Here is a 25,698-nt window from a genome sequence, read left to right as displayed (position 1 = left end):
TAGGATGGGGCACATTCTTAGAGGAGAGGCACATGAAAAGATTTCCATCACGCCACCATTGCGCCCTTGGTGCATTGGCAGCGGCACTTGCCTTCACACCGACAGCCGCCTTCGCCCAGGATGTTGGCGAACCCGATGCGGATCTGGTTGAAGGGGCCGATGTCGAAGACCAAAACGTAATCATTGTTACCGCGCAAGGGCGATCGCAGGTCTTGGCGGATGTTCCAGTCGCCGTGTCAGCTGTTTCCGGAGAAACCCTCCAGAATTCGGGCGCCAGCGACATACGTGAGCTGAACCAGGTTGCACCGTCCCTGCTGGTGTCTTCCACCGGCAACGAAGCTAACGGTTCCGCGCGTATTCGCGGTATCGGCACGGTCGGCGACAACCCTGGTCTGGAAAGTTCGGTCGCGGTTTTTGTCGATGGAGTCTATCGCTCTCGTTCGGGAAGCGCCCTGAGTGAGCTCGGCCCTATCGACAGGGTCGAAATCCTTCGCGGTCCCCAAGGTACTCTGGGCGGGCGGAACTCATCGGCAGGCCTGATCAATATCTACACCGCACCGCCCGAGTTCGATTTCAGCGCATACGGGGCCTTCACTTATGGCAACTATGATGCGATCCGCGTCGAAGGTGGCATAAACGCTCCGCTTGGCGACACCGTAGCTGCGCGTGTGGACGGCGTGTATTTTGAGCGCGACGGCTTCTACAACGATATTACCAACGGCGGGACGATCAACAATCGCGATCGTTATCTGGTCCGCGGTCAGCTCCTGTTCGAACCCAATGACGACCTGTCCATTCGCCTTGTCGGGGATTATTCCAAAAAGGACGAAGCGTGCTGTGCCGCGACGTTCGTCCAGCCCGAGTTTGCTCCGCTTGCACGGATCAGCGCTGGATTTGATCCCTTTACGAGGCCATCGGATGGGGCCGCCCTGACGAGTACCGCAAATCCGATCGTTCCCGTGTTGCTTGCGCTTGGGCAGGATCCGCGTGCCCTCACCCAGGATACATTCAACCGCGACCTGTACCCTACGCCGGGCAGAAGCTATGAAGGCGAAACCGAAGACTACGGTATTTCGGCTGAGATCAATTGGGATTTCGGGAACGTCACGTTGACGTTCTATCACGGGCTACCGTGAATATGCCAACAGCCAGGGATCTGACACCGATTACACTACTGTCGATATTCTCTACCGCGCTCCGACCGAGAATGCTCTTGCTCGAGACTTTGAAACATTCACTCAGGAACTGCGCCTTACCGGTGAGGCCTTCGATGGCAAACTCGATTGGTTGATCGGCGCGTATTACGCCAATGAAGAACTGCAGGTGCGTGACAATCTGCGGTTCGGCACCCAGTACGGCAATTTCGTAGCGTGCCGCATCGCTATCGCGATCAACCCGGCTTTGGTCAATCCGGGGGCTTCCAATTGCCTGGGTGCCAACGTGGCGGCATTGGACGGTACGCTGACCGGAAGCCCGGCATTCGGCGCTGCAACCCCGGCGATCCTCGCAGGTATCAACAACCTTGCAAGCATCAGCGATTTGGGAACGGTCAGCGAGGTCTACAATCAGACGAGTGAGAACTTCGCGTTCTTCACGCATAATATCTTTGCGATCACGGATACGCTCGATTTGACGCTGGGGCTTCGTTATACAAACGAAACCAAGGACTTCGACGCAACTTTCCGCAACGACAACACGGTTTGTCCGACAAACCGCAATCTGCTCGGAGGCTTTCTGGGTGTTCCGACTTTGGCACCTCTGGCCGGTGGTATCATCAGCCTTTCCTGCCAAGGCAATTCGACATCGGAGCTCGATGGAGTTTCTCTCGAAGACTCGCGCGAAGAAGAGGAGTTTACCGGCACGGCTATCCTGAGCTGGAAGCCAACTCCCGATCTGCTAGTCTACGGTTCGTATTCACGCGGCTACAAGGCGGGCGGTTTCAACCTCGACAGGTCTGCACTGTCAAATCCGCTTGCGTTCGATCCGGCCAATATCTCGGCAGCCGCGCTGCAGTTCGATGAAGAAACAGTCGATGCATATGAGATCGGCCTCAAATACTCGACACGCGAGTTCGGGGTTAGCATTGCAGGCTTCCGGCAAGAGTTCAGTAACTTCCAGTTGAACACGTTCAATGGGGCGTTCTACATTGTGCAGACGGTCAATAGTTGCGATAGCGATCTCGGCGGGGCCGACAGAGACGCAAGCGCGACAACCGGTGCATGCTCTTCCGATGAAGTTGCACCAGGTGTGATCGCTCAAGGTGTCGAGATCGAAACCTATCTACGGCCCGCTCGTGATTTGGATATTACCCTTGGCGTCACCTATTCTGATACGAGCTTTGAAGACAATCTTATCGGGGACGATACCGGGGCACCGCTCGACCCCGCACTACGCTTGCTGCCAGGCGACAACCTGTCGAATGCACCAGAGATCGTGGCAACATCGTCGCTTACGTGGACGCCGCCAATCGGCGACAGTGGGCTCGAAGGCCTGGTCTTCGTGAACGCTCGTATGGCTGGTGATTACAACACCGGCTCCGACCTGCTCTTCAGCAAGGAACAGGACAGCTTCGTCGTAGTGAACGGGCGTGTGGGTCTGACCAATATTGCGGATCGCTTCGCGATCGAGGGATGGGTCAATAATTTGTTTGACGTTGGGTATACGCAGGTGGCCTTCAACACGCCTTTCGTGGCTCCGCAACAAACGTTCTCCGCTTTTCTTGCGGAACCGCGGACTTACGGCATCACCGTGCGCGGCAAGTTTTAAACTTACTCGCTAATTGCAAGAGGGTTCGGCGCTTCGCTGTGTCGAGCCCTCTTTTTCGAACTTTTATTTGCTCACGACTAGGTGGCGTCCGAACAAAAGTTCCGTGTGCTCAATATCGTCGATGATGTGATAGGGAGAGGCCGGCAGCGGTGTTCGCTGCATGAATCCCTCTTCGCTGGGCTACCAGCCGCCGGCCCCACAAACAATCTTGCCTCGTCCTGCCATGCTGCCTTACGCTGCGCTCCAGGCCGCCCAGCAGGGCGACCCCAACCGCCGGAACTCTAACTTAACCGGTGGACCACCCTGATGGGGCAGGTCAGGTGGAAGACTACAACCGAGAGAGACCGCCCTCATCCCTTGGCTACGCGACACCGGCGGCGTTCGCCGCCGAACTAGATAAGCAATGGCCTGCTTCGCCACGCCCTACGGGCTCCGCTGCGCAGCCCATTGCTTCAACCGCGCTCATACGCATCAACGCAGCTCGGCTCTAATCCCGGCTGGGGGGAAGATCAGGGGGTCACGTCACTCATTGGAAGGCGGCTATCGCGACGCAATTCGCTCTGAAAGTCGTGGGACTATTTTGCAGGTCTTCGAGGAACAGACCTGCTAATTTTCGCCCTGCAGTTAGTTCCATTAGGATAACGCTGTTAGCATACGTAGGCACCGCGGCCGCTAGCCAAAAGGTTGCCAGTAGGACCGTATACACGTGTTTCAGCGACCGAGATATTTTTACCGATCTTGATTATTTTGCCCGATGCTACGAGTGGTCCCGAGGTTGCCGGGCGGTGGTAGTCGACCCTCAGATCGGCGGTCGCCTTGGCCCCTGTACCTTGCGACAATAAGGTGTAGAGCCCGGTTAAATCGATCAGAGAGGCGAGCACGCCGCCATGCGCTGAACCGATTGCCGGGTTTGACACGATCTCGTCGCGCCAAGGCATCTCCAGTTCAAGCTGCTCGTTCGAGCATGACCGTAAAGTGAGGCCAAGCCACCGGTGAAACGGGGCAATCTGCAGGATCTCTTCGAGGCGCTTAGGATCGATCCTTGTCAGATTATCGGTCATGTAACGGCTCCCTGCGGACTGTGATTACGCTTGAGAAAATCGAGTATCGCTGCCGAAAAGGCATCGTTGGCATCGCCAACCACCATATGTGTTGCCTCTGCGATGTCGGTGTATTCAGCGTGTGGAACAAGTTCGAGCAATTGCGCGACCGCGTCTTCGGAAACCAGATCGCTCGATCCGCCGCGAATAATATGCAATGGCAGCGAAAGCCTGCTGGCTGCATCGTTCAGCGCATCAAACTGGCGTTCCTGATGAGCCGGATCGCTTCGCTTGGCTAGTGTGATGTTGCGGATAAAGGCCGGATCCCAATGCCAGTAGTAGCGGCCGTCTTCCTTCTCTCGCAGATAGCGCCGTAAGCCCTTGCCGGCTCCGCGCTTGCGGCGATGTGGCATGTAGCGCGCGATGACCTCTGCCGCTTCGTCCGGTGAAGAGAAACCGGTCTCCACGTGCTCCTCCATAAAGCCGACTACGCGCATAACGCCCCCCGTCTCCATACGCGGCGCGATGTCGACGAGAGTGAGCGACGCGAAGCGGCCCGGCGCAAGGTGTCCTTCGGCGATCAGTCCGGCCAACCCGCCAAGGGAGGCCCCGACGAGCGCTGGCTTGCGGTCCATTTTTGAAGCGATCGCAACGAGATCTGAAGCGAAGTCGCGCGTTTCGTAAGCGCCCTCGGCAGACCATTCGCTGTCGCCATGACCGCGCATATCAATTGCGATCGGACGAAATCCCGCATTGGCGAGATCGGCTGTGACACGTTTCCATGCGTGACGGGTCTGGCCGCCCCCATGCGCGAGCAAGACCGGTAAAGCATCGGCATTTCCGGTCGCTTCGGCTGCTATGGAGATGCCACCATTTCCCCCGATATGGAAAGTTTGCGACTGCATACCGCAACCTCATATTGTAAATCGATTTACAGTAAACGGCTTTATTTCCTGATCCGCTATGGTAGGTTGCCCTAGATGGCTGCCATGACGGGCTATGACGCGGATACAAAGGGGGGCAAGTTCCCTCACCGATACCGATCGGCTGTTCTTTCTTATGGAGGAAGTGACCCGGCGTTTGCGCAGGACCGCCGATTCTTCGGTTGAACAATTCGGGCTCACGCGGACGCAATGGAGTATATTGGCTTATCTTTCGGAGCCCAGGCATGACCCAGACAGAGCTGGCTCGGGAACTGAAGCTAGAGCGCGCTAGCATCGGCCAGACTATTGATCGCCTGGAAGAACTTGAGCTGGTGGAAAGACGCAGGCGCGAAGAACGACAGGCGCGTTTGGCGGGTTCATTTACGCCCTGCCGCAATCGAGCTACTTCCCAAGATGCGAGTAGAAGCTGATGCAATGTATGCTCGCTTGCTCGGGGGGATCCGTTTTGGGGAACTGGAGCGCTTACGCGGATCGCTGGCTAGGATGCATGACAATCTGGGCAGCGAGCCATAATCACTCGAAATCGAGCCCATGCCCCGCGTTCACGCCCGCGTTTGCCCTTCAGGGGGTCTGATGCTCAGATGAGGGACGCCGAGCGCATGCGATCATAACATCCCGGCAGTCGTGGCAGGCGAGGTGGCCGGAGCCCCCGCACTCACCCAGCGCAGTTCGGTTCCTTATCAGCTTGAGCGACCATCGGATTCAGTTTCTGCTGTAGCGTGAAATCAGCGAGTGTTTGCATGGCGGCACTGCTAGCGAATATGGTTGACGCTGAGCTTGAACACGCCAGGCATGCGCGAGCCTTCCAAGATAGCGCTATGGATAAGCATATGCCGAAAGATGAGATACGTGATTACGCCCCCAACGAAAAGGATGACATCCTTTATTTGCTAGAAGAGGTGAACAGGACCGCTCGGCGGACCTTCGACGCTCTGATCGTGGGGCTCGACCTCAATCAAACACAATGGCGGATCATCGCGTCCTTGTTGCGAGAACCTACGCTAACACAGACCGAGATTTCTCGCCTGCTCGAGCTTGAATCGGCGACGATAGGACAGGCTGTCGCAGTTTTGGTTGAAAAAGGTTTGATCGAGCGAGAGCGGGCGGCGCACGATCGAAGGGTTTGGAACCTCCACCTCACCGAGCAAGTAAGAACCATCTGGCCGGAACTGCGCGAAGCGGCTGATCGACTCCACGAAATTCTCTGGAAGGGAATGTCTGCGCCTCAAATCGACCTCCTGCGTACGATGCTTCGAAAAGTTGCGGAGAATCAGAAGCAGGCTGACACTTGCGAAGAAAGCCGATGAAGCATGATCTGGAAAACAGTGTCGGTGAACTGACGCGGCTAGCAGAACTCGGTCAGATTTTCGCCCGGCACGGTCTGAAAAATCTCGGAAGCTTGCTTGGCTTTATGCCGGTTTCGGAGAATGAGCCAGATACCGAGGACTTGCGTCCTGCATCGGTGGTGGCGCTGTTGCGCGATGTCGGCCCTGTCGGAATAAAGCTTGGCCAGCTCCTGGCGACCAGAAGCGATCTGTTTACACAACCCTGGATTTCCGCGTTCGGCACTCTCCACGACCAGGTGGAACCGCTGCCGTTCGATAAGATCGAACCGGTGATTGTATCGGCTTGGGGCAGCGACTGGGAACGTGAATTCGCCGCTTTCGAGAGAAACCCGATCGCCTCAGCCTCTATCGCGCAGACTTATGTCGCAACCCTGCTGGACGGAAGCGAGACTATCGTGAAAATCCGCCGACCCGGCATGGCGTCCAGGATCGAGGCGGACATGAGGCTGTTGACACGGCTCGCGGGCCTCGCCGAGCGTCGGTCAAGCGACATTGCTCGCTATCGACCCGTGGAATTCCTTCAGACATTCGCCAAGAATTTAGCGCGGGAGATGGACCTGGCGGCAGAAGCACGTGCCTGTGAAAGGATTGGCGGTTATCTGGAGATGCTTGGGGTGAAGACGCCCGCGATCCACTGGGAACTCACAGGCTTGACGATCAATGTGCAGGAAGCCCTGGGCGGAAAGCCCGCGTCGCGGCACCCGGCAACTGATCCGGCAGGGAATGCCCAGTTCGCGAAGCGCTATGCCGATGCAGTGCTACGGATGATCCTTCTCAATGGAGAGTTTCATGGCGACCCGCATCCCGGCAACGTCTTCTGGATGGAAGGGAACCAGGTAGGCTTCATCGATTTCGGCTCGGTCGGCTTTCTCAGCGGCGCGCGGCGTCAGGAAATCGTCCGACTGATTTTCGCTATCGCGAACGGACAGATAGACAAGGTGGCCGATCTGCTGCTCGACTGGGCAGGCAATCCACTCGTGGATCGCGCGCAATTGGTGATGGACCTGGATGAGCTGATCGCGGAATTTAGCGGCACAGCTCTTGCCGGGATAGAATTCGCGGCAATTTTCGATCGGGTTTTCGGATTGTTGCGCGATTATCGCCTCGTATTGCCGCCCGACCTCGCTATTTTGCTGCGCACCCTGCTGACCGCAGAGGGCTTCGTTCGCTCTTTGGCGCCGGACTACAATATCGCCGAAGAAACGAAGCCGATCGTGATGCAATTGTTTGCCGAGCGATTTTCGATCGGAGCCGCGCGGGATCATTTGGCCAAGGTCCGCAGTGGCCTGCTTGATTTCTCGGCATCGCTGCCCGAGCTAATCGATAACGTTGCCTCGGTCGCTCGATCAGGTACGATTCAGGTATCCATCGACCCAGCCAGTCTGAACCATCTGACGCGGGAAGAGGACCGCAGCACCCCCGTCAAGGGTCCGGTGGTGGCAGCGTTGATCATCTCTGCCGCATTGCTGGCCGACCAATCGTTGTTACTGGCAGGAATTGTTCTGGCTTTCGCGGGAATAGCACTCATTCCTAGATGGAACTGATAAGACCACACACAATGAACGCTTAGACCACGGCCGCCCGGCACCGATATTGGCTACATCAAGGGAGAAGAGTGGAAATGACCGAACAGAAACCTGCCGAAGCGGTGCCTGCCGCCACCATGCTGCTGACCTGCCCCATCAGGGTGGTCCACCGGTTAAGTTAGAGTTCCGGCGGTTGGGGTCGCCCTGCTGGGCGGCCTGGAGCGCAGCGTAAGGCAGCATGGCAGGACGAGGCAAGATCGTTTGTGGGGCCGGCGGCTGGTAGCCCAGCGAAGAGTGTGGCCGGACGGTGTTGTAGTGGATACGCCAGCGCTCGATCAGGATGATTGCCTCCTTCAGAGTGTAGAAGATCTCCCCGTTGAGAAGCTCATCCCTGAGCTTGCCGTTGAAGGATTCGTTGTAGCCATTCTCCCATGGTGATCCGGGTTCGATGTAGAGGGTCTTCACACCAATCCGCCAGAGCCAGTCGCGCACGGCATGAGAAGTGAACTCAGCGCCATTATCGCTACGGATGTGATCAGGCGGACCATGGCGTTGGAACAGCTCGGTCAGCACGGCCAGGACATCATCGCTCTTGAGCTTGCGCTGGACATGGATCGCCAGGCACTGGCGGCTGACCGGTTGGGATGAGTTTGGACAGACAGGGACATGCGAGCTCCTCAGCATGCAAAGTGGCCCCCTCATCAGCGCTCCTCTCCTCTCCCGAAAGCAGGCATTCGCGGCTTTCCTACAGGCACATGTTCTTTTTATGTTCTCTTTCGATTCAGATCAATGGAGCACAAGTCGAGATGAACTGCCTCAATTGTCTGACCGCGCTAGCGGTCGCCTGTCTGGGGATGATCGCGACCTCCTCACAGCAAGTTCGCGCCCAGGATTTCACCTTGTTCGAGCACGCGATCGTTCCGCCGAAGACGGACCAGCAGCCGGCAAGGGAATATCTTCCTGCAATCTACCACGCCGAGCCAGCAAACGTATCCTACCGGGAAGGCTTGTATATGGCGGCGATAGCCGAGGCTGAACGCCGTTACGGGCTTCCGACCAACCTGCTCCGAGCTCTTATCTGGGCTGAGTCCCGCTTCAATCCGATGGCTGTTAGTCCAGCCGGTGCTGCCGGGCTGGCTCAGCTTATGCCGGCCACGGCGAGAGAACTGGGCGTCCGGAACCGTCATGACCCTCTTGCATCGATCGACGGTGGCGCCAGGTACCTTCGCGATATGTTGGACCGGTTCGACGCGGTCCACCTGGCCTTGGCAGCTTACAATGCTGGCCCAGGTGCCGTCTCCCGATCACGCGGCATTCCCAACAATGGTGAAACACCGCAATATGTCCGGTCTGTGTTGGGACGTTGGCAAGCAATTGGTACCTACAATTGACGAAACTACCTGATTTCCGGCTATTGTCTGAAATCATGTGCCGGAATGAAGACGGACAACGCCAGTGAATGAGACCCCCGGTGAGCCGTTCGACTTTCGCAAGGCGTTGAAGGCACAGAAGCGCCGGAAGCTGAGAAAGGAGATCGCGTTGGGTTTGGGAGCATTCGCGATCGTATTTGCTGGAGGGATGCTGGCACTCAACTGGCCAGTCCATGATGCCAGCCTTGCTAACGACGATCAGCAGCCTCAGGCTTTATTCCAGCAAGCGAACTCCCCACAATTCGACATCTGCGGATCCATTCGGCGCGCATGCGTCGTGGATGGAGATACTTTCTGGCTTGATGGCGTGAAGATCCGCATTGCCGACATCGACACTCCCGAGATCAGCGAGCCTCGTTGCGACTATGAATACCAGCTCGGCATGCGCGCGACGCACCGCCTTGTCGAATTGCTGAATGGCGGGCCCTTTGAACTGAGGACCATCGGTGGCAGAGACGAGGATCAGTACGGTCGCAAATTGCGGGTTGTAACGCGCGGCGGCCGCTCGCTTGGCGATCAGCTGGTCAGCGAAGGCCTGGCGCGAACCTGGACCGGGAGACGTGAACCATGGTGCTGAACCGCGATCAGGAATTGTGGGCGGTCGCGCTCTGGGTGGAAAAGAACCATGGCAAAGAGGGAACCGCGTATATCGCGCAGCAAATCGAGCGGCTATCCAACGAAGGGGACGAGGCTGGCATAGCAACGTGGAAGACTGTTTCTGAACGGTTCGATCAGCTTAGCTGCCAAAGCTCTACGAACTGAGGCTCGGCACGATGCGGAAGTGGCTTAAGGTCTGGGGCATCAGAATTGAGTTCGTCTTGCTCGCGTCAGTGTCCCTGATAGGGCTGGTCCTGAGCCTTCAATCCTGCACTGGCTGAGAAGAAATTCGTTCTTCCGATCAACCATTCGCAAACTTTCCCATGATGACCTTTCCTCCTGTCCGGAGCTCATCGAGGTAGTCGCTCCACCATTGAGCCATGCGCACGCGCTCTTCCCAATGTTTGCCGCGATGGTAGATGCCACGCACAACATTGCTGTCGCCATGTGCCAGGGCACGCTCGATCGCATCGGGATTCCAAAGGCCCGACTCGTTCAGGAATGTCGATGCTGTCGCCCGGAGTCCATGCGCGGTGACTTCTTCCTTCGAATATCCCATGCGACGAAATGCGGCATTGAGCGTGTTTTCACTCATGGGACGCTTGGAGCTGCGCGCAGACGGGAAGACATATCCTTCGCGGCCGAGCATCTCGGCCAGGTCTGTGAGATAACCTCTAACTTGCTTGGACAGCGGGACGGCATGCGCTCGGCGCGCTTTCATTTTACCGGCAGGGATCTTCCAGACCCCATCGACCAGGTCGATCTCATGCCATTCGGCGTGGCGGAGTTCGCCGGGACGTACGAACACATGCGGCGCGATCTGCAAAGCAAACTTGGTCACCATGTAGCCAGTGAAGTCGTCGATTGCGCGCAGCAGCCCGCCTAGCTCGGTGGGCTCGAGGATTGCTGCATAATGCGTGGCTCTCGGCGTTACGAGAGCGCCCTTCAGCATACTGGTCGGATCGGATTTGCAGCGGGTGGTAGCGACACCGTAACGAAACACGCGGCCTGCGAACGAGCGGCATTTCTTCGCAGTCTCGTGCTTACCAGTGGCTTCCAGTCGTTTCAGAGGAGCCAGGACTTCGAACGGCTCGATCTCGTGGATGGGTCGGTTACCGATGGCAGGCGCAAGCTTGTCGAGGAAATAATTGGCCTTGACGATCGTGCCATCGGCGCGGCCATTCTGGACCATCATCTGCTCGATATATTCACGCGCGACTGCCTCGAACGTCTGTGCAGAAAGGAACTCGGCGCGGATTTTCCGCTTCCGCTTCTCAAAGGCCGGGTCGCCCCCAGAAGCAACAGCTCGTCGTGCCTCGTAGGCTGCGTCTCGGGCTTGCTTGAGGCTGATGTCAGGATAGCTGCCGATGCAGAGCTTCTTTTGCGCACCACCGATCCGGTATCGGAATCGCCAAAGCTTGCTGCCGGTCGGCGTGACCTCGACATATAGGCCGCGCTCATCGGTTACCTTGTACGGTTTGTCCTTGGGCTTGAGAGCGCGGAGGCGAGTATCTGTCAGCGGCATGTGGGGGCCTTTTCATCTGGGCCTTTGCGAAACGGCCTCAAAAGGCCCACAAAAGTGTCTGGAACCCCCGAGAACAGGCGGGACGATCCGGAACGATCCAAGGGCCAAATCCCTAGGATTTCTGCGGGTTTTATAGATTATTTGGGAGAACGTGAGAAGAACAAATGGTGCCCAGAAGAGGACTCGAACCTCCACGCCCTTGCGAGCGCCGCCACCTGAAGACGGTGCGTCTACCAATTCCGCCATCTGGGCACACTATCGATGGCCGGTCTTCGAAGCACGGCCATGGGTAGGGGCGCGCCACTAGCGAAGCAGGGGCTTACCTGTCAACGCCTTTCGCACATGCTGGAACGCTTGCGGCGCGGCGGGGGTTGAGGCTAGGGGCGGAGCGACACTTCTCCCTTCGAGGAATCAGGCGAATATCATGGCGAAAAGCGGCGCGTTGAACGGCAAGCTGGTGGTGCTGATGGGTGGCAGCGGCTTCATCGGCAATTACGTGGCGCAGGCTCTGCTCGAACGCGGAGCACGCGTGCGGATCGCCGCCCGCCATCCGGAAAAGGCGTTCAAGCTCAAGCCGCTCGCCAATCTCGGCCAGATGCAGTTCGCGCGCTGCGATGCCAGCGACCGGCAATCGGTCGACCAGTGCATTGCCGGTGCGGATGCCGTGGTGAACCTGGTCGGCGCGTTCAGTGGCAATCTGCGCCGCCTGATGGGCGAAGCGCCTGGCTGGATGGCCGAAGCCGCCGCCCGCGCAGACGCGCAGGCCTTCGTCCATGTCAGCGCGATCGCCGCCGAACCCGAGGACGAGACCGAAATCGAATACGCCGCCGCCAAGAGGCTGGGCGAGGAACGCGTGCTCGCGGCCTTCCCCAAGGCGACGATCCTGCGCCCGAGCATCCTGTTCGGCGAGGACGACAATTTCATCAACATGTTCGCGGGGCTGATTTCCACCCTGCCCGTGCTGCCGGTGTTCGGCCCCGATGCGAAACTGCAGCTGGTCTATGTCGACGATGTCGCCGAGGCAGCGGTGCGCGCGCTCGAGGATCCGGGCAAGCATGGCGGCAAGATCTACGAACTCGGCGGCCCGGAAGAGCTGTCGATGATGGAGATCAACGAAGCGATCGCGGCAGCGCAGAAGCGCAAGCGCACCTTCCTGCCGATGCCCGACGGTCTGTCGGCCACCTTCGCGGCGCTACCGGGAACCCCGATGGGTAGCGACCAGTGGAAGCTGCTCAAGCAGGGCAATGTCGCCTCGGGCGCGTTCCCCGGGTTCGACAGGCTGGGTATCGAGCCCAAGCCGCTCGACCTGTTTCTCGACCGGTGGATGGTGCGGTATCGCAAGCACGGCCGCTTCCACGCCGAATCGGCGGTCTGAACCGCGGCTGCGCAGCGCGTCAGCCTTCGATCAGCGCGACCGGTTCGACCAGCAGTTCGCTGCCGTCATTGCCGATGATCCGCACGCGGGCGCCCGCTGCGGCATCCGCGCCGCGCGCGATCCATTCGCTGTCGCCGACCTTGACCCGCCCCGACCCGTTTTCGATCGCCTGCGTTACCAGCGCGGTCTGGCCAACCATCCGGCCGCCGCGATTGTTGAGCAGCGGGTCGCTGGACACGATCGGCCGTTCGCGCAGCCAGCGGCGCGCGGAGAAGACGAAAATCAGCGATAGCGAAACCCAGGCGATGATCTGCAGCGCGAGCGGGGGGACCGAGACGAAGGCCAGCACGGCCACCGCCAGCGCTGCCATCGCCATCCAGATCAGATAGACCCCCGGCACGACCAGTTCGAGCGAGGCAAGCGCCAGCCCGATGATCAGCCAGATCCAGTAGGTTTCGATACCGTCCACGGCCCCGCCTAGCTGTCGCGCGAACGCGGCACGCTGGGCCGCCGAACCGGGGCCCGGTCCTTCGGCTCGGGCACGGGTGTGCCCGTATCCACCGTGCCTTCGACACCGTCGAATGTGCCCTTGAGCAATTCGCCGATCCCGCCGAGCGAGCCGATCAATTGCGTCGCTTCGACCGGGAACAGGATCGTCTTGGCATTGGGGCTTTCGGCGAACTTGCCGACTGCCTTGGTGTATTCCTGCGCGATGAAGTAATTGATTGCCTGATTGCCCGAGGAGGCAATCGCATCGGACACCATCTGCGTGGCCTTGGCCTCAGCTTCGGCGGCGCGTTCGCGCGCCTCGGCATCGCGGAAGAGCGCCTCGCGCTGGCCCTCGGCCTGGAGGATGGCCGATTGCTTGCGCCCTTCGGCGCGCAGGATCGAACTGGTCTTGTCGCCTTCCGCCTCGAGGATCTCGGCGCGTTTCAGCCGTTCGGCCTTCATCTGCCGCGCCATCGCTTCGGAGATGTCGAGCGGCGGACGGATGTCCTTGATCTCGACGCGGGTGATCTTGATCCCCCAGGGCGAGGTCGCGTGATCGACCACGCTGAGCAGACGGGCGTTGATCTCGTCGCGCTTGGACAGCGTCTCGTCGAGATCCATCGAGCCCATGACCGTGCGCAGATTGGTGGTGGTGAGTGCGAGGATGGCGTTCTGAAGACCCGAGACCTCATAGGCCGCCTTGCCCGCATCGAGCACCTGGAAGAAGACCACCGCATCGACGCCGACCATGGCGTTGTCCTTGGTGATGATTTCCTGGCCCGGGATGTCGAGCACCTGTTCCATCATGTTGATCTTGTGCCCCACCCGGTCGATGAACGGGATGATCAGGTGCAGCCCGGGGTTCGCGGCGAGCGTGTACTTGCCCAGCCGTTCGATGGTGTAGACATAGCCCTGCTTGACCACGCGCACGCCCATGACGAGGAACAGCACGGCCAGCAGGACCAGCAAAATCAGGACGAGCGTACCGCCTAGCATGTAAAGCCTCCTCTAGCTGCAAGGCATGGTAGCGCCCGCGGGGGTGGCGGCAAGCGAAAGCGTGTTACAGCGCCTCTGCGTAAGTCGCCAGCAAGCGTCCCCAGGCGCGCTCTGCAGCGGGCTGGTCGTAAGCGGGCAGAATCGGGCACGCACCAGCCGTGATCGGCAGGATAGACCTCGATCTCGGCAGCGGCACCGGCAGCATCCGCCGCTTCGCGCAGCGCGGTCTTGGCTTCGGGTTCCTTGGCATCGTCGTTCTGCGCGATCGCGATCAGGTAATGCGCATCACCGCGCAGCATCCGGTGCGGACTGTCCGCATCGTCGCGCACCAGCCCGCCGCCGTGGAAACTGCCCGCCGCGCGCATGCGTTCGACCGCCGCAGTGCTCCACACGGTGAAGGGGCCGCCCATGCAATAGCCCTGTGTGCCGATGCCGCGGGCGGTGTCGACCCCGTCTTGCGTGTCGAGCCAGGCCGTCGCCGCGCGGGCATCCGCCTGGATCGCCGGGGCATCGAGCTTGGCGCGCCACGGGCGGACCGTCTGGAACCCGTCGGCGGCTGCGAAGGCAGCAAAGTCGGCGAACTGCTCGCCTGCGACATCGCGGTAATAGGGATTGGCGACGAACACGGCGTAGCCTTCGCCCGCCAGCCGCCGCGCCATCTGCCGCTTCGCTTCGCGCAGCCCGGCAATGTCGGGCCAGAGCAGCACCAGCGGGCTGGCCCTGTCCGCGGGATGCACGAAGAACCCGTCCATCGTCCCGCCGGGTGCGGCAAAGCTCACCATGCGCTCGGTCAACCCGCCCGCCGCCGGACGATCGACATCGGCGTTGACCGGCGCGCAGGCCGCCACGCCCGCCGCCATCGCACCGCCGCCGAAGGCCCGGCGCGAGACCTTGCCGCGCGCCCACCGCGCCAGATCCTGTTCAACGCACATCGCTCGTCTCTCCTCGCAAACCCGTCCGCGGCGACCCTTGCAGGGTGCAGCCTTATGGACAAGCCCGCGCATCGACGGCAGGATAGGTTGCATAGAGCGACGCAAATGTCGCCGGGGAGAGTAAAGATGCGAGGGATCGGTTGGGCGGCAGTGGCCGCGCTTGGCCTGGCAGGCGCACTGGCGGGCTGCAGCATGGCAGCGGGCGAAACACCCGAAGGCGGGATCGACACCGTCCGGCTGGTCAATGCGGGCGAGGACCCGGCCAACTGGATCACCCATGGCGGGACCTATTCCGAACAGCGCTTCTCGCCGCTGGCCCAGATCGACCGCGACAGCGTGGGTGACCTCGGGCTCGCCTGGTTCGCCGACATGGACACTGCGCGCGGGCAGGAAGCCACGCCGTTGGTGATGGACGGCAAGCTCTATGTCACCACCGCGTGGAGCAAGGTCTTCGCCTATGACGCCGCGACCGGCGAACCGCTGTGGAGCTACGATCCGCAAGTGCCCGGCGAAACCGGAGTGAAAGCGTGCTGCGACGTGGTCAATCGCGGGCTGGCGGCTTGGGGAGACAAGCTCTTCTTCGGCACGCTCGACGGGCGGCTGGTCGCGCTCGACCGCGATACCGGCGCGGTGGCGTGGGAGACAGTCACGGTCGACCAGGACAAGAGCTACACCATCACCGGCGCGCCGCGCGTGGTCGATGGCAAGGTGCTGATCGGCAATGGCGGCGCCGAGTTCGGCGTGCGCGGCTATATCGCCGCCTACAGCGCCGACGACGGGGAGGAGCTGTGGCGCTTCTACACTGTGCCTGGCGACGAGGGCGATGACGCGCCCGACTACCTCAAGGCAGCGGCAGAGACCTGGAGCGGCGATGCGCTCGGCAGCGAAAACGGCATCGGCGGCGGCGGCACGGTGTGGGATTCGATGGCCTACGATCCCGAGCTCGACCTGCTCTATTTCGGAGTCGGCAACGGATCCCCGTGGAACCGCGCCTATCGCAGCCCCGGCCCCGACGGACGCGGCGAAGGCGACAATCTCTATCTTTCGAGCATCGTCGCAATCCGCCCCGATACGGGCGAATATGTCTGGCACTACCAGACCACGCCGGGCGAGACCTGGGACTACACCGCCACACAGCACATCGTGCTGGCCGACATGGAAATCGACGGGCGCAGCCGGCAGGTGCTGATGCAGGCGCCCAAGAACGGCTATTTCTACGTGCTCGACCGCGCGACGGGTGAGTTCATTTCGGCCGAGCCCTATATTCCGCTCAACTGGTCGACCGGGATGAGCGAGGATGGCCGCCCGCAGATGAATCCCGAAACGCGGATCGACATCACCGGCCAGCCCGCGCTGGTGATGCCGGGTCCGCTGGGCGGGCACAACTGGCACCCGATGGCGTACCACCCGGGCGAGAACCTAGTGTACATCCCCGCATTCGAAGCCGCGATGCTCTATGCCCCCGAGGCAGACTGGAAGCCCGACCGCGCGCGCGGGTTCAACATCGGCTTCGATCTCGGCGCGGGCGATCTGCCGCCCGATCTGGGCATCCGCCGCGAAGTGCAGGGCACGATCAAGGGCAAGCTGGTCGCGTGGGACCCGGTGGCGCAGGAAGCGCGCTGGAGCGTTGAGCATCCCGGGCCGTGGAACGGCGGCTTGCTGGCGACCGGCGGCGGGCTGGTCTTCCAGGGCAATTCGGGCAGCGAGTTTGCCGCTTACAATTCGGCCACTGGCGAGCGGCTGTGGAGCTTCGCCGCGCAGACCGGCGTGGTCGCCCCGCCGATCACCTACGCGGTGAATGGCGAACAATATGTCGCCGTGCTGGCCGGCTGGGGCGGGGCCTTCGCGCTGTCCGCCGATGGCGCGCTGATCGACAACATGCACCCGGTGCGCAACATCAGCCGCTTGCTGGTGTTCAAGCTGGGCGGGACCGCTGCCCTGCCCGAAGAACCCGATTTCGCGCTCGCGCCGCTCGATCCGCCGCTTTCGAAAGCGAGCGCGGAGGTGATCGAACTGGGGCGGACGAAATACGCGCGCTATTGCGCGGTGTGCCATGCCCCGGGCGCGGTCGGATCGACCGAACTGCCCGACCTGCGCCGCTCGGGCGCGCTCGAAAACCGGACCGCATGGCTGCAGATCGTCCATGGCGGCGCGCTGAGCGAAAACGGCATGGCCAGCTTCGCCCCCTCGCTATCCGAGGACGAGGTCGAGGCGATCCGCCAATATGTCATCAAGCGCGCCAACGAGGACAAGGCGATGGAGGCGGAGCGCGCCAAGACGCGCATCACGCGGCGCTGATCAGCCCCTGAACACGACGGTCCGCTGGCCGTTGAGCAGGACGCGCTCCTCGAGATGCAGGCGGACCGCTTCGGCGAGCACGCGGCTTTCGATATCGCGGCCCTTGCGCACCAGCGCATCGGGCGTGTCCGCATGGCCGATGCTCTCGGCATCCTGATGGATGATCGGGCCTTCATCGAGGTCGGCGGTAACGTAATGCGCGCTGGCGCCGATCATCTTGACCCCGCGCTCATAGGCCTGGTGATAGGGCTTGGCGCCCTTGAAGCCGGGCAGGAAGCTGTGGTGGATGTTGATGCAGCGCCCGGCGAAATGCGCCGCCTGCTCGTCCGAGAGGATCTGCATGTAGCGCGCCAGCACCACCAGCTCGGCATCGGCATCGGCCGCGATGGCGCGGACCTGCGCTTCCTGTACCGCCTTCGTGTCGCGCGTGACCGGCAGGTGGTGGAAGGGGATATCGCCGAGGTCGGTGTGGCCGATCGCTTCGCGCGGGTGGTTGGACACGATCGCCATCGGCTCCATCGCGAGTTCACCGATGCGCCAGCGATAGAGGAGGTCGGCCAGGCAATGGTCGAACTTGCTGACCATGATCAGCACGCGCCGCGGCCGGTCGCGCAGCGCCAGCTTCCAGTCCATCGCGAATTCGCCGGCCAGCGCAGCGAATTCGCTGCGGATCGTATCGCGCGTGGTGCTGCCGGGATCGAATTCGACGCGCATGAAGAAGGCATCGCTCAGCCGGTCGTTGAACTGCTGCGCTTCGAGGATATTGCCCCCGCGCTCGAACAGGAACGAGGTGACGCGCGCGGTGATGCCGGGGCGGTCGGCGCAGGACAGGGTCAGGACTAGCGGATCGGCCATGGGCCTTCCATGTGCCGCAAGCGCCCCGCCGCGCAAGCGCAAACCCGCTTGGCCGCGCGCAACGCAGGCTTGGTCAGTCGATCTCGAAGACCACGGTCCTGATGCCCGACTGGTGCAGCGCGGTCTGCACGATACCGCGCTCGAGGTGGTTGAGCGGGGTTTCGCAGCCCACCACATGCGCAACCGGATCGCACAGCATGAGGGCCTTGTCTCCGTGCGCGATCTGGCGGATCGCGCGAACGATCGTGTCTTCGAAACGCGCCGGTTCGGCGACCACGGACTGATCGCTCGAAAAGCTGCGATAGGCACGCTGGTCGGCAAAGGTCTTGGTAGCGCGATTGATCACCTGGACCCGGTCGCGATAGATCGCGACGTCCAGGTCGAGCGGTCGGTGCTTCATGTCAGCGGCGGGTTAGCGCCTCTTCGCTTTGCGACATCAGCTTCTCGATGATGACCGCGACCGGCTCTTCTTCCTTCAGCATGCCGACCGATTGCCCCGCCATCAGGCTGCCGGTTTCGACATCGCCATCGATCACTGCGCGGCGCAGCGCGCCGGCCCAGTAATGCTCGATCTGCAATTGCGCCTCGTTCATCGCGATTTCCTCGCGGTCGAGCGTCCCCGCAACCTCGCGCTGCTTGGCAGTGAATTCCTCGCTGCCCTTGTTCTTCAGCGCGCGGACCGGGATCACCGGCAGGCGCGGATCGACCTGGACGCTGGCCACCGCGTCGCGGGCGCTGGCACGGAAGAAGGCCTTCTTGAAATTGGGATGCGCGATGCTTTCCTGCGCGCAGGCGAAACGCGTGCCCAGCTGGACGCCCGCCGCACCCATTTCGAGATAGCCCGCGATCGCCTGCCCGCGGCCGATCCCGCCGGCAACGAAGATAAGGTGGTCTTCGGCCAGCTCGGGCAGCATTTCCTGCGCCAGTACGCTGGTCGATACGGGGCCGATATGGCCGCCCGCTTCCATGCCCTCGATCACCAGCGCATCGGCGCCCGAGCGCAGCAGCTTCTTGGCCAGCGCCAGCGTGGGCGCGAAGCAGATGACCTTGGCGGGGTTCTTGCCGCCCTTGATCGCCTCGACACTGCCCTTGGGCGGGATGCCGCCCGCCAGCACGACATGGCCCACGGCGTGCTTCTCGCACACGGCGATAAGCTCGAACAGGTCGGGATGCATGGTGATCAGGTTCACGCCGAAGGGCTTGTCGGTCAGCGCGCGGGTTGCGGCGATCTCGCGGTCGAGCAGTTCGGGGGTCATCGCCCCGCAGGCGATCACGCCGAAGCCGCCGGCGTTCGAAATCGCCGACACCAGATTGCGTTCGGACACCCAGCTCATCGCGCCGCACAGGATCGCGGTTTCGCTGCCGAGGAAATCTGCGCCGCGCTGCATCAGGCGGGCGGTCTTGGGATAGGTCGTCATGATGCGGCGCTTACGGCGCGCGCGGGGCAACGGCAAGATGCTTAGAACCAGCCGGCGGCGCCCAGTTCGCTCACGCGGCTGCGCGCGACCGGCGCCGCGATCCCCCGCGGCAACAGCAGCCGCAGCTTGCGCCCTTCGCGCTCGACGCCTTCGACCGCATCGCGGGCCACCCACCAGCTGCGATGGACCTGCGCGCCCTCGATCCCGTCGAGTTCCGCGATCGCATCGCGCAGCCGCAGCAGCACGAGGTCCGAGCCGAGCATGGTATGCGCGCGAACGTAGTGGTCTTCCATCTCGAGCGCGATCAGGTCGGACCCCAGCTCGGCCGGCAGGCGCTGCAGGAATGCGGAATGCGGCTCGCCCTGCGGGGCATTTTGCACGTCGCTCGCGGCGACGGACCGGGCCATCGCGTCGTGCGCCGCCGCCTTCGGCCGGCCGCGTTCGAGCAGGTAGAAGACGACGGTGACCCTGGCCCCGATCGCCAGCACATTGAGATAAGCCAGCAGCGCCTGTTCGAGCGTGGGCGCGGGAACCGGCCCGGGAAGGAATTCGATCGTCCAGATCGCTGCCGTCAGCGGCACCGTGGCGAGCATGGTCAAGCCGCTCCACAGCCCGGCCCGGGGCAGCTCGAGCCGCGGGTGCAGCCAGGCGACCAGCGGGGCGAGCGGACGGTAGAAGGCATAGCCGAGCCAGGCGAGCCCGATCCAGCTCACCAGCCGCCATGCCAGCGGCGCGGCGGCCGTCCCGAAGGGGCCGATGATCGCCAGCACCAGCCCGACCGCGGTCATGACCGACAGATCGATCACCAGCTTGCGGGCGATGCGCGCTGCAGCGGGGCGGGCCTGTTCCATATCCTGCAGACTAGTGCCCGTTCGCGCTTCGTAAAGTGGTCAAACACCCGATTTCGCGTCCTTTCGCGAAGCGGTCGGCCCCTTTGCGCAAGCCCGCTTGCCCGCCAGCGGCGCGCTGCCACCAAGGGGACGAAACCACCCGCCTGGAGACCCAGACAATGTTCGCACTTCCGCTGTCCGCGCCGCCCGCCCCCCGCCGCCCGTCCGCATTCGATATCGGTCCGGCCAGCCGCGCGCTGGTGGCCACCATCGGGACCGTGATGACCTTGCTCTGCGTCATCGCGATCGGCCGCGCGCTTGCCGGCATCACTCCCGAATTGCCACATCTGCGCCATGCCGCCATCGCGGTGCATGTGGTTGCAGTTATCCCCGCGATCCCGCTGGGCGCCTATGTCCTGCTGACGCGCAAGGGCGATGCGCGGCACCGGCTGCTGGGCAAGATCTGGCTCGCGCTGATGCTGGTGACCGCCTTTTCGGCGATCTTCATCACTTCGGGCGGCGGCTACGGCCCGATCCATGTCTTCATCCCGCTGACGATTTTCTCGGCCTGGCGTTCGGTGGCGACCGCACGGCGTGGCAACATCCCGGCACACAAGCGGCAGCTCGTTTTCACCTATGTCACCGGACTGGTCTTTCCCGGGCTCGCGGCCTTCCTGCTGCCCGGGCGGCTGATGAACGTGATGCTGCTGGGCTGAGGCTGATCAGTCGCCGTAGGTGATGCGGACCTTGTGCGCCGCCTCGCGCGCGATGCGGCGCGCTTCGTCGGTATCGCCCGCGGTGGCCAGCGCCACGCCCATGCGGCGGTAGGGACGGCTAGTGGGCTTGGCGAAGATGCGGATATCGGCCCCCTCGCCCATCGCCTCGGCCAGCCCGTCATAAGCCAGCGCCGCGCTGTCGCGTTCGGCGAGGATCACCGCGCTGGCGGCGGGGCGTGCGCGCAGCACGGGCGGAACCGGCAGCCCCATCACTGCTCGGGCATGGAGGTCGAATTCGGTGAGGTTCTGGCTGACCAGCGTGACCATGCCGGTGTCGTGCGGGCGCGGGGAAAGCTCGGAAAAGATCACGTCCTCGCCCTTCACGAAGAACTCGACCCCGAACAGGCCGTAGCCGCCCAGATCGTCGACCACGGTGCGCGCCATGTCCTGCGCCCTGGCGATCGCCGCGTCGGTCATCGGCGTGGGCTGCCAGCTTTCCTGGTAATCGCCGCGTTCCTGCCGGTGGCCGATCGCCGGGCAGAAGCTGATGCCGTCCTTGTGGCGCACGGTCAGCAGCGTGATCTCGTAATCGAAATCGACGAATTGCTCGACAATCACGCGTTGGCGGTCGCCGCGCATGTTGGCGCAGGCATAGGCCCAAGCCGCTTCGAGCTCGGCCGCGTCGCGCACGGTCGACTGGCCCTTGCCCGAGGACGACATGACCGGCTTGATCACGCAGGGCAGCCCGGTGTGCTGCGCGGCCGCCTGCACTTCCTCGAAATTCTTGGCGTAGCGGTATCGGGAGGTGACAAGGCCCAGATCGTTGGCCGCAAGGTCGCGGATCGCGTCGCGGTTCATCGTCAGCTGCGCGGCGCGCGCCGAGGGCACGACGGTGAAGCCTTCCTCCTCCAGTTCGGCCAGTACCGAAGTGCGGATCGCCTCGATCTCGGGGACGATGTAATCGGGGCGGTGCTTCTCGGCCGCCTCGCGCAGCTTGTCGCCATCGAGCATGGAGAACACTTCGCGTGCATCGGCCAGCTGCATGGCGGGCGCATCGTCATAGGCGTCGCAGGCGACGACATAGGCGCCGAGCCGCTTGGCCGATATCGCGAACTCGCGCCCCAGTTCGCCCGAGCCGAGCAGGAGGATCCGGGCGGTGTGGCTCATGCCGCTTCGTCGGCAGCGTCCAGCCCATAGGCGGTGTGGAGCACGCGGACCGCGAGTTCGGTCTCGTCCTCGTCGATCAGCACGCTGACCTTGATCTCGCTGGTGGTGATCGCCTGGATGTTGATCGCGCGGTCGGCCAGCGCCTTGAACATCGTGCTGGCGACACCCGCATGGCTTTTCATGCCGACGCCGACGACGCTGATCTTGGCGACCTTGCTGTCGGTGATCAGGCGGTTGTAGCCGATGTCGTCGCGCTTGTCCTCGAGCAGCGCCTGCGCGCGGGCGAGGTCGGCCTGCGGCACGGTGAAGGTCACGTCGGTCTCGCCCTTGTCGCGGCCGACGTTCTGGATGATCATGTCGACATTGATGCTCGCCGCAGCGAGCGGTTCGAAGATGTGGGCCACCGCGCCGGGCTTGTCGGGCACGCGGGTGAGGATCACCTTGGCCTCGTTCTTGTCATGCGCGATGCCGGTCACGTGCTGGCGTTCCATATCGCCTTTCTCCACCAGTGCGTTCATTTCTTCCTCCGACACGATCATCGTGCCGGGGTATTCGTCTGCGGGAACCGCGTCGTCGCCGACGAAGCTGGAGAGGACCTGCACGCGCACGCCCTCCTTCATCGCCAGCCCGACCGAGCGTGTCTGGAGCACCTTGGCCCCGACGCTGGCGAGTTCGAGCATTTCCTCATAGGTCACCGCGGTCTGCTTGCGCGCCTTGGCGACGATCCGCGGGTCGGTGGTATAGACACCGTCGACATCGGTATAGATGTCGCAGCGATCCGCGCCGATGGCTGCAGCCACCGCCACGGCGGACGTATCCGACCCGCCGCGGCCCAGCGTGGTCAGCCGGCCCTCGCCCGAGAGGCCCTGGAAGCCGGGGATCACGGCGATCTCGCCGCGCTCCATGCTGGCGATCAGCGCGTCCGCATCGATGCTGTCGATCCGCGCCTTGGCATGCGCCTCGATCGTGTTGATCGGCATCTGCCAGCCGAGCCAGCTGCGCGCCTGGCAACCGAGCGACTGCAGCGTCAGCGCCAGCAGCCCGCTGGTCACCTGTTCGCCGCTGGCCACCACCACATCGTATTCCGCCGGGTCGTAGAGCGCATTGGCCTCGCGGCAGAAATTGACCAGCCGGTCGGTCTCGCCCGCCATGGCCGAAACCACCACCGCGACCTCGTGCCCGCGCGCCTGCTGCTTGCGCACGATATTGGCCACGCGCCGGATGCGTTCGGTCCCGGCCATCGAGGTGCCGCCAAATTTCATCACGATACGGGCCAAGCGTAGAGGTCTCCGTGCTGGAATGCGTCGAGCTAGGCTGCTAGCCAGAGGGCATGAGCGATGCAACCACACAGCCGCGTAGCAATACTTCGGCCGGCACAATTTCGGGCGCAACGATCCGCGCCGACGAAGCCGCGCATTTCGGCAAGCTCGCCAAGGACTGGTGGGACGCCAAGGGCTCCTCGGCCATGCTCCACCGGCTCAACCCCGTGCGGCTGCAATTCCTGCGCGAGGCGATCGACCTGCACTGGGCAGGCGACATCGAGGCGCGCCAACCGCTCGCGGGCAAGACCGCGCTGGATGTCGGCTGCGGTGCCGGGCTGCTGTGCGAACCGTTGGCGCGGCTGGGCGCGGATGTCACCGGCGTCGATGCCGCGCCCGAGAACGCCGCGGCTGCGGCAGTGCATGCCGAAGGCGCGGGGCTCGATATCCGCTATATCGCGGGCGAGGTCGGCGCGCTGGATATCGGCAGCTTCGACCTGGTCACCGCAATGGAAGTGATCGAGCATGTCGCCGACAAAGCCGCCTTCGTGGCAGCGCTGGCCGGCCGGCTGGCGCCCGGCGGGCTGATGGTGCTGTCGACCCCCAACCGCACGCCGCAATCGCGCCTGCTGATGATCGGTGCGGCGGAAGGCATCGGACTGATCCCCAAGGGCACGCACCACTGGGACGATTTCATCACGCCCGAAGAACTGGACGCGCTGCTCGACCAAGCGGGCCTCGACATGGGCGAACCGCGCGGGATCGGCTTTTCGCCCGCCAAGGGGCTGCATCTGTCCGGCGATCTGTCGCTGAACTACATCGTCACCGCCCGAGCGCGCTGAGCACCAGCGCGGGATCGTCGGTGAAGACACCATCGGCCCCTGCTGCCACGACCATTCCCACCAGCGCGGCGAGATCGCCCTGCGCGCCTTCGGCAGTGCCCCGGCGGAGCGCGAGCGGGAGGAAGGCGTTCTCCTTGCGCAGCGTCCACGGGTGGACCTGCAGCCCCGCGGCATGCGCATCGGCGATCAGCGCAGTCGGACTTCCATCCGCAGCGAGGACACGGCCCAGATAGGGGCCGATACCATCGGCATATCGGGCCACATCGGCGAGACCGCTGGGCGTCAGCAATTCGTCCCAGGTGATCGCGGGTTCGTCATAGGGACCGCCCTCGACCGCGATCAGCAGCACCAGCGGGCTTTCGACCAGCGCGTCCAGCCGCTGCAGCGGGCCGATTTCGAACGCCTGCACGAATACGCGGTCATCGGCGTCGTCGAGATCGGCTTTGCGCAGCGCAGTGGCGAGCAGGTCAACCGTGTCGATGCCTTCTTCCTGCAACAACCAGGTGGGGTGTTTGAGTTCGGGGTAGATGCCGATCGCGCGGCCGGTTTCGGCCTCTTTCGCGCGCACCAGCGTCACGATCTCTTCGAAGGTCGGGATCTGGTAGAGCCCGTCGAACCGTGCATTGGCCGGGCGCAATCCGGGCAGCCGCTCCTTCACGCGCAGGCTGCGCAATTCGGCGAGCGTGAAATCCTCGGCGAACCAGCCGGTCACCAGCCGCCCCTCGATCGTCTTCGACCGCTTGCGATCGGCAAATTCCTCGTGCGTGCCGACATCGGTCGTCTCGCCGATCTCGGTCTCGTGCCGCGCCACCAGCCGCATGTCCTTCGTCGCGACAAGGTCGGGCTCGATATAGTCCGCGCCCTGGTCGATCGCGCGCTCATAGGCCGCGAGCGTATGCTCGGGCCGCTCGCCGCTGGCACCGCGATGCGCGATGACGAGAAAGTCGCCTTCCGCCGCAGCGGCGGCGGGGACGGCACCGAGTGCCGCGAGGATCAGGAGAAATGCGCGGACCATTCGTCTTCCTTGAAACCGACCAGCAGGGCCCCGCCGTCTTCGACGATCGGGCGTTTGATCATGGACGGATTGTCTTGCAGCAATTTGACGGCCTTTGCCGCATCGACATCGGCCTTGTCGGCCTCGGGCAGCTTGCGCCAGGTGGTCCCGCGGCGGTTGAGCACGGTATCGACCCCCGCCGTCTCGATCCATGCGGCCAGCTTGGCCGGATCGGTGCCCTGCTTCTTGTAGTCGTGAAACGCGTAATCGACGCCCTGCGCATCGAGCCATTTGCGCGCCTTCTTGACCGTGTCGCAATTGGGAATGCCGTAAAGGATAGTCTCAGTCACTGA

General features: G+C 62.8%; 24 protein-coding genes, 1 tRNA gene and 3 pseudogenes. 12 read left to right on the top strand and 16 right to left on the bottom strand.

The genetic code is table 11. From position 1 onward, the window contains the following. The first annotated feature begins 32 nt into the window (after positions 1-32). Positions 33-2,766, top strand: a pseudogene (locus WKH79_RS12650) (TonB-dependent receptor). A gap of 320 nt (positions 2,767-3,086) precedes the next feature. Then, positions 3,087-3,257 (top strand): annotated as a pseudogene (locus WKH79_RS12645) (IS3 family transposase); the annotation flags it as partial. A 156-nt stretch (positions 3,258-3,413) separates the two neighbouring features. On the opposite strand, the gene WKH79_RS12640 reads toward WKH79_RS12645, so the two are convergent. Beyond that, on the bottom strand, positions 3,414-3,827 hold the full coding sequence (locus tag WKH79_RS12640) for a hotdog fold thioesterase (RefSeq protein WP_006834195.1): 414 nt from the start codon (positions 3,825-3,827) through the stop codon (positions 3,414-3,416). After that, positions 3,824-4,711 (bottom strand): alpha/beta hydrolase, encoded by an 888-nt coding sequence (locus WKH79_RS12635; protein WP_006834196.1) that lies wholly within the window; start codon positions 4,709-4,711, stop codon positions 3,824-3,826. The genes WKH79_RS12640 and WKH79_RS12635 overlap by 4 nt, the downstream gene beginning before the upstream one ends. A gap of 263 nt (positions 4,712-4,974) precedes the next feature. Between WKH79_RS12635 and WKH79_RS12630 the strand changes: the two genes are divergently transcribed. The 3 genes from WKH79_RS12630 to WKH79_RS12620 all read left to right on the top strand — a co-directional run bounded on the left by WKH79_RS12630 (position 4,975) and on the right by WKH79_RS12620 (position 7,640). Continuing rightward, on the top strand, positions 4,975-5,160 hold the full coding sequence (locus tag WKH79_RS12630; RefSeq protein WP_228135198.1) for a MarR family transcriptional regulator: 186 nt from the start codon (positions 4,975-4,977) through the stop codon (positions 5,158-5,160). 330 nt (positions 5,161-5,490) lie between these two features. Continuing rightward, positions 5,491-6,057, top strand: a complete 567-nt coding sequence (locus tag WKH79_RS12625) for a MarR family transcriptional regulator (RefSeq protein ID WP_006834198.1) — start codon at positions 5,491-5,493, stop codon at positions 6,055-6,057. After that, on the top strand, positions 6,054-7,640 hold the full coding sequence (locus WKH79_RS12620; RefSeq protein WP_006834199.1) for an AarF/UbiB family protein: 1,587 nt from the start codon (positions 6,054-6,056) through the stop codon (positions 7,638-7,640). The genes WKH79_RS12625 and WKH79_RS12620 overlap by 4 nt, the downstream gene beginning before the upstream one ends. A gap of 138 nt (positions 7,641-7,778) precedes the next feature. On the opposite strand, the pseudogene WKH79_RS12615 reads toward WKH79_RS12620, so the two are convergent. Continuing rightward, positions 7,779-8,255: pseudogene (locus tag WKH79_RS12615) on the bottom strand (integrase core domain-containing protein); the annotation flags it as partial. 173 nt (positions 8,256-8,428) lie between these two features. Between WKH79_RS12615 and WKH79_RS12610 the strand changes: the two are divergent. The 3 genes from WKH79_RS12610 to WKH79_RS12600 all read left to right on the top strand — a co-directional run bounded on the left by WKH79_RS12610 (position 8,429) and on the right by WKH79_RS12600 (position 9,814). Then, positions 8,429-9,013: a lytic transglycosylase domain-containing protein gene (locus WKH79_RS12610; protein ID WP_341859083.1), complete on the top strand. Its 585-nt coding sequence runs from the start codon at positions 8,429-8,431 to the stop codon at positions 9,011-9,013. Between the two features lie 64 nt (positions 9,014-9,077). Beyond that, positions 9,078-9,629, top strand: a complete 552-nt coding sequence (locus WKH79_RS12605) for a thermonuclease family protein (RefSeq protein WP_341859082.1) — start codon at positions 9,078-9,080, stop codon at positions 9,627-9,629. Next, entirely contained in the window at positions 9,620-9,814 is a 195-nt protein-coding gene (locus tag WKH79_RS12600; protein ID WP_341859081.1) for a hypothetical protein, read from the top strand. The genes WKH79_RS12605 and WKH79_RS12600 overlap by 10 nt, the downstream gene beginning before the upstream one ends. A gap of 136 nt (positions 9,815-9,950) precedes the next feature. Here the strand turns inward: WKH79_RS12600 and WKH79_RS12595 are convergent, their stop codons facing one another. Both WKH79_RS12595 and WKH79_RS12590 read right to left on the bottom strand, forming a co-directional pair. Beyond that, positions 9,951-11,174: an integrase arm-type DNA-binding domain-containing protein gene (locus WKH79_RS12595; RefSeq protein ID WP_222828596.1), complete on the bottom strand. Its 1,224-nt coding sequence runs from the start codon at positions 11,172-11,174 to the stop codon at positions 9,951-9,953. 165 nt (positions 11,175-11,339) lie between these two features. Further along, positions 11,340-11,426, bottom strand: a tRNA-Leu gene (locus WKH79_RS12590). Between the two features lie 172 nt (positions 11,427-11,598). Between WKH79_RS12590 and WKH79_RS12585 the strand changes: the two genes are divergently transcribed. Continuing rightward, on the top strand, positions 11,599-12,549 hold the full coding sequence (locus tag WKH79_RS12585) for a complex I NDUFA9 subunit family protein (protein ID WP_341859080.1): 951 nt from the start codon (positions 11,599-11,601) through the stop codon (positions 12,547-12,549). Positions 12,550-12,568: 19 nt separating this feature from the next. On the opposite strand, the gene WKH79_RS12580 is transcribed toward WKH79_RS12585, so the two are convergent. From WKH79_RS12580 to WKH79_RS12570, 3 genes are read right to left on the bottom strand one after another with little or no spacing between them, the layout of a single operon-like run. Beyond that, positions 12,569-13,018, bottom strand: a complete 450-nt coding sequence (locus tag WKH79_RS12580; protein ID WP_050601781.1) for an NfeD family protein — start codon at positions 13,016-13,018, stop codon at positions 12,569-12,571. A gap of 8 nt (positions 13,019-13,026) precedes the next feature. After that, the gene (locus WKH79_RS12575) at positions 13,027-14,034 is read right to left on the bottom strand and encodes an SPFH domain-containing protein (protein WP_341859079.1); all 1,008 of its coding nucleotides are present in this window, start codon (positions 14,032-14,034) and stop codon (positions 13,027-13,029) included. After that, positions 14,028-14,966, bottom strand: a complete 939-nt coding sequence (locus WKH79_RS12570; protein WP_341859078.1) for a dienelactone hydrolase family protein — start codon at positions 14,964-14,966, stop codon at positions 14,028-14,030. The genes WKH79_RS12575 and WKH79_RS12570 overlap by 7 nt, the downstream gene beginning before the upstream one ends. Before the next feature lie 126 nt (positions 14,967-15,092). On the opposite strand from WKH79_RS12570, the gene WKH79_RS12565 reads away from it, so the two are divergent. Next, positions 15,093-17,264, top strand: coding sequence for a PQQ-dependent dehydrogenase, methanol/ethanol family (locus WKH79_RS12565; protein ID WP_341859077.1), 2,172 nt, complete (start codon positions 15,093-15,095; stop codon positions 17,262-17,264). Here the strand turns inward: WKH79_RS12565 and purU are convergent, their stop codons facing one another. From purU to WKH79_RS12545, 4 genes are all read right to left on the bottom strand, one after another. Further along, a complete protein-coding gene (purU, locus tag WKH79_RS12560; protein WP_341859076.1) occupies positions 17,265-18,119 on the bottom strand; it encodes a formyltetrahydrofolate deformylase in 855 nt (284 codons plus the stop codon). Positions 18,120-18,192: 73 nt separating this feature from the next. Further along, positions 18,193-18,519 carry a hypothetical protein gene (locus WKH79_RS12555; protein WP_050601776.1) on the bottom strand — a complete coding sequence of 109 codons (327 nt, stop codon included), beginning with the start codon at positions 18,517-18,519 and terminating at the stop codon, positions 18,193-18,195. A 1-nt stretch (position 18,520) separates the two neighbouring features. Next, the gene (locus WKH79_RS12550; protein ID WP_341859075.1) at positions 18,521-19,537 is read right to left on the bottom strand and encodes a nitronate monooxygenase; all 1,017 of its coding nucleotides are present in this window, start codon (positions 19,535-19,537) and stop codon (positions 18,521-18,523) included. Between the two features lie 41 nt (positions 19,538-19,578). Further along, the gene (locus WKH79_RS12545) at positions 19,579-20,388 is read right to left on the bottom strand and encodes a LytTR family DNA-binding domain-containing protein (RefSeq protein ID WP_341859074.1); all 810 of its coding nucleotides are present in this window, start codon (positions 20,386-20,388) and stop codon (positions 19,579-19,581) included. Between the two features lie 158 nt (positions 20,389-20,546). On the opposite strand from WKH79_RS12545, the gene WKH79_RS12540 reads away from it, so the two are divergent. Then, positions 20,547-21,083, top strand: a complete 537-nt coding sequence (locus WKH79_RS12540) for a DUF2306 domain-containing protein (protein WP_341859073.1) — start codon at positions 20,547-20,549, stop codon at positions 21,081-21,083. 6 nt (positions 21,084-21,089) lie between these two features. Here WKH79_RS12540 and purT read toward each other — a convergent pair whose 3' ends face one another. Together purT and WKH79_RS12530 are read right to left on the bottom strand one after the other, a co-directional pair. Further along, the gene (gene purT, locus WKH79_RS12535) at positions 21,090-22,250 is read right to left on the bottom strand and encodes a formate-dependent phosphoribosylglycinamide formyltransferase (RefSeq protein ID WP_341859072.1); all 1,161 of its coding nucleotides are present in this window, start codon (positions 22,248-22,250) and stop codon (positions 21,090-21,092) included. Continuing rightward, positions 22,247-23,527 (bottom strand): aspartate kinase, encoded by a 1,281-nt coding sequence (locus WKH79_RS12530; RefSeq protein WP_050601771.1) that lies wholly within the window; start codon positions 23,525-23,527, stop codon positions 22,247-22,249. The genes purT and WKH79_RS12530 overlap by 4 nt, the downstream gene beginning before the upstream one ends. A gap of 53 nt (positions 23,528-23,580) precedes the next feature. Between WKH79_RS12530 and ubiG the strand changes: the two genes are divergently transcribed. Then, positions 23,581-24,351, top strand: coding sequence for a bifunctional 2-polyprenyl-6-hydroxyphenol methylase/3-demethylubiquinol 3-O-methyltransferase UbiG (gene ubiG / locus WKH79_RS12525; RefSeq protein WP_341859071.1), 771 nt, complete (start codon positions 23,581-23,583; stop codon positions 24,349-24,351). On the opposite strand, the gene WKH79_RS12520 is transcribed toward ubiG, so the two are convergent. Both WKH79_RS12520 and WKH79_RS12515 read right to left on the bottom strand, forming a co-directional pair. Further along, on the bottom strand, positions 24,332-25,366 hold the full coding sequence (locus WKH79_RS12520) for a glycerophosphodiester phosphodiesterase family protein (RefSeq protein WP_341859070.1): 1,035 nt from the start codon (positions 25,364-25,366) through the stop codon (positions 24,332-24,334). The two genes, ubiG and WKH79_RS12520, sit on opposite strands and share 20 nt — an antisense overlap. Further along, positions 25,345-25,695, bottom strand: a complete 351-nt coding sequence (locus WKH79_RS12515; RefSeq protein WP_341859069.1) for an ArsC family reductase — start codon at positions 25,693-25,695, stop codon at positions 25,345-25,347. Before WKH79_RS12515 ends, WKH79_RS12520 begins: the two co-directional genes overlap by 22 nt. Positions 25,696-25,698: the final 3 nt, after the last annotated feature.

Source organism: Qipengyuania sp. GPGPB31 (assembly GCF_038396345.1).
In the GTDB taxonomy this organism is placed as follows: domain Bacteria; phylum Pseudomonadota; class Alphaproteobacteria; order Sphingomonadales; family Sphingomonadaceae; genus Qipengyuania; species Qipengyuania citrea.
This window is presented reverse-complemented; position numbering and strand designations above follow the sequence as displayed.

Bases quoted from the DNA above. Each gene is read 5' to 3' on its own strand.
- WKH79_RS12640 (WP_006834195.1), bottom strand. From the start codon at position 3,827: ATGACCGATAATCTGACAAGGATCGATCCTAAGCGCCTCGAAGAGATC.
- WKH79_RS12635 (WP_006834196.1), bottom strand. From the start codon at position 4,711: ATGCAGTCGCAAACTTTCCATATCGGGGGAAATGGTGGCATCTCCATA.
- WKH79_RS12630 (WP_228135198.1), top strand. From the start codon at position 4,975: ATGACCCAGACAGAGCTGGCTCGGGAACTGAAGCTAGAGCGCGCTAGC.
- WKH79_RS12625 (WP_006834198.1), top strand. From the start codon at position 5,491: ATGGCGGCACTGCTAGCGAATATGGTTGACGCTGAGCTTGAACACGCC.
- WKH79_RS12620 (WP_006834199.1), top strand. From the start codon at position 6,054: ATGAAGCATGATCTGGAAAACAGTGTCGGTGAACTGACGCGGCTAGCA.
- WKH79_RS12610 (WP_341859083.1), top strand. From the start codon at position 8,429: ATGAACTGCCTCAATTGTCTGACCGCGCTAGCGGTCGCCTGTCTGGGG.
- WKH79_RS12600 (WP_341859081.1), top strand. From the start codon at position 9,620: ATGGTGCTGAACCGCGATCAGGAATTGTGGGCGGTCGCGCTCTGGGTG.
- WKH79_RS12595 (WP_222828596.1), bottom strand. From the start codon at position 11,174: ATGCCGCTGACAGATACTCGCCTCCGCGCTCTCAAGCCCAAGGACAAA.
- WKH79_RS12585 (WP_341859080.1), top strand. From the start codon at position 11,599: ATGGCGAAAAGCGGCGCGTTGAACGGCAAGCTGGTGGTGCTGATGGGT.
- WKH79_RS12575 (WP_341859079.1), bottom strand. From the start codon at position 14,034: ATGCTAGGCGGTACGCTCGTCCTGATTTTGCTGGTCCTGCTGGCCGTG.
- WKH79_RS12570 (WP_341859078.1), bottom strand. From the start codon at position 14,966: ATGTGCGTTGAACAGGATCTGGCGCGGTGGGCGCGCGGCAAGGTCTCG.
- WKH79_RS12565 (WP_341859077.1), top strand. From the start codon at position 15,093: ATGCGAGGGATCGGTTGGGCGGCAGTGGCCGCGCTTGGCCTGGCAGGC.
- purU (WP_341859076.1), bottom strand. From the start codon at position 18,119: ATGGCCGATCCGCTAGTCCTGACCCTGTCCTGCGCCGACCGCCCCGGC.
- WKH79_RS12555 (WP_050601776.1), bottom strand. From the start codon at position 18,519: ATGAAGCACCGACCGCTCGACCTGGACGTCGCGATCTATCGCGACCGG.
- WKH79_RS12550 (WP_341859075.1), bottom strand. From the start codon at position 19,537: ATGACGACCTATCCCAAGACCGCCCGCCTGATGCAGCGCGGCGCAGAT.
- WKH79_RS12545 (WP_341859074.1), bottom strand. From the start codon at position 20,388: ATGGAACAGGCCCGCCCCGCTGCAGCGCGCATCGCCCGCAAGCTGGTG.
- WKH79_RS12540 (WP_341859073.1), top strand. From the start codon at position 20,547: ATGTTCGCACTTCCGCTGTCCGCGCCGCCCGCCCCCCGCCGCCCGTCC.
- purT (WP_341859072.1), bottom strand. From the start codon at position 22,250: ATGAGCCACACCGCCCGGATCCTCCTGCTCGGCTCGGGCGAACTGGGG.
- ubiG (WP_341859071.1), top strand. From the start codon at position 23,581: ATGAGCGATGCAACCACACAGCCGCGTAGCAATACTTCGGCCGGCACA.
- WKH79_RS12520 (WP_341859070.1), bottom strand. From the start codon at position 25,366: ATGGTCCGCGCATTTCTCCTGATCCTCGCGGCACTCGGTGCCGTCCCC.